This is a genomic window from Actinosynnema sp. NPDC059797 (assembly GCF_042732085.1).
GTDB lineage: Bacteria > Actinomycetota > Actinomycetes > Mycobacteriales > Pseudonocardiaceae > Actinosynnema.
Genome location: NZ_JBHWIE010000678.1, coordinates 1 through 2,005, shown reverse-complemented (window position 1 = coordinate 2,005; position 2,005 = coordinate 1). Strand labels below are relative to the sequence as shown.

The window sequence follows — 2,005 nt, the reverse complement described above, 5'->3', positions numbered from 1 at the left end:
GTAGTCGCTGAAGCCGCCCGGCTGCTTGCCGTGCGAGGCCCAGCCCGTCCGCACCTCCACCGCGGCCTACCGGGCGTTCCGCAGCCGGCTGTGGATCCACAGCAGCGGTTCGAGCACGTTGATCGGGAACACCCCGCCGCGGATGCGGTCCTGCCCGTCGTCGCCCCGCTTGATGTTGGCGTAGTCGTTGGGCCGGAACCGCCGCCCGTCGCCGACGTAGAAACCGATGGCGGAGGTCACGAACACCCGCAGCCGCTGCGGGTCGAAGTGGTTGGCCAGCGCGCCGCGCACCAGGTCGGCCGTGCCGTTGGGCGACTCGTGGCACAGCCGCTGGAAGAACTCGTCGGCGTAGCCGTCGGGCACGAGCGGCAGGTGCGGCGGGTGCTCGGACTGGACGGTCAGCCCGTAGCGGCGGGCCGCCTTGTAGATCTCCGGGTCGTCGAACTTCGTCACGCACACCGCGAGGTGCTGGGGCAGGTAGGTGCCCTGGTAGCGCTCCTGCTCGAAGATGCGCCGCGCCAGCTTCTCCAGCATCCGGTGGAAGAAGTCGAACGCGTCGCCGGTGCGGGCGTCGCGCACCGGGTCGAACAGGTAGATGATCCCGCCGCACATCTCCAGGTGGTCGAGCAGCTGGTCCTCGGTGTCGGTCAGCGAGGTGACCCGCTGGCCGCCCGGCGCGCCGGCGATGCTGAACTCGTCGTCCAGCTGCTGCTCGACGGGGTGCCCGTTGCTGCGGTAGTACCAGCCGGGCACGTCGAGCACGTCCAGCTCGAACGCCACCCGCTGCGGCGCGACCGGCTTGGCCCTGCCGAACACGCCGCGCCGCACGGGTGGGGGCGCCTCGGTGCCGGTGAACCGGAAGATCACGTTCTGCGGGTCGCTGGTGGCGTTGTGGAACATGTGCTGGCGGGTCAGCAGGTTGGTGGAGTGCGTCAGGAACTCCGACGACTCGTCGGTGACCCCGTTCATGATCCAGTTGCCGGGGCCGTGCCACCTGTTGACCGCGACGTTGAGCGACGCCAGGTAGGTGGTCTTGCCGCTGCCGGGCGCGCCCCACAGGCCGATGCGCACGTCGTCCGGCAGCGGTCCCCTCGCGGGCAGTGGTGCGGTCATCAGGTTCCTCCAAGGGGGAGCAGCAGTGGGTGGGGTTCGGGGTCGCGGTCCCGCACGGCCAGGCCCCGCACGAGGTCCGGCGCGGTGGCGGTGCGGTGGTCGAGCAGGCCCCGGTCGCCGAAGCGGTGCCAGAAGGCGCGGCCCCGGCGGCCGAAGCGGTCGCCGTGGTCGGGCCGGGTCCAGTCGGGGCGGTCCCACACGCCGAGCAGGCGCACGCCCAGGTCGCGCAGCGCGCGCAGCTGGGCGCCCTCGCCGACGCGGCGGGGGCAGCGGGGCGCGGAGGCGCCCAGGTCCTCGGTGGGGTGCGGCGGGCGGGAGCCGAGCACCACCAGGCCCCGGTGCGCGCCGGTGCGCCGCCAGGCCAGCCGGGAGGCCAGCAGCAGGGCGTCCTCGACCGGCGCGGCGTGGCTGTAGACCGGGTGGGCGGGCGCGAGGGTGTCCAGGAACTCCAGGCAGTCGGCCGCCGCGCCGAGGGGGAACACGCGCACCACGTGGCCGGGGTCGGTGCGGGTGGCGCTGTGGTCGAGGTAGGCCAGCACGGCGTACCGGACGGAACCGGGCGCGTGGTGCTCGGCGTCGACCAGGGCCACGGTCCCGGCCACCAGCGCCAGCCGCTCGCGCACCGCCTCCCGGCGGCCGCCCAGCTCGACGGCGAAGGCGAGGTCCGCGCCCGGCACGTCGGCGGGCCGGTAGGTCCCCGGCACGGCCGCGCGCGTGGCGGCCCACTCCCGGTCCAGGTCGGCGGCCGGCACGTGCCGCGCGGTGACGTCGTCGGCGCAGCGCACGGCGACCCGGGCCCCGGCGGCGAGGGTGAGGTCGACGCGGTGCTCCTCGGCGGGGCGCAGCCGGGCGCGGGTGACCGCCACGGGCCGCCACCTGTCTCTTATACACA

Annotated in this window: 2 protein-coding genes; both read right to left on the bottom strand. The window is 74.6% G+C overall.

Annotated elements, in window-relative coordinates:
• Positions 1–66 precede the first annotated feature (66 nt).
• Positions 67–1,113: a hypothetical protein gene (locus tag ACFV4N_RS43235; RefSeq protein ID WP_499678506.1), complete on the bottom strand. Its 1,047-nt coding sequence runs from the start codon at positions 1,111–1,113 to the stop codon at positions 67–69.
• Positions 1,113–2,005, bottom strand: an 893-nt coding sequence (locus ACFV4N_RS43230; protein ID WP_499678505.1) for a hypothetical protein, incomplete at its 5' end; no start/stop codon positions are given. The genes ACFV4N_RS43235 and ACFV4N_RS43230, both read right to left, overlap by 1 nt.

Coding starts and splice junctions, on each gene's coding strand:
- ACFV4N_RS43235 (WP_499678506.1), bottom strand. CDS start 1,113: ATGACCGCACCACTGCCCGCGAGGGGACCGCTGCCGGACGACGTGCGC.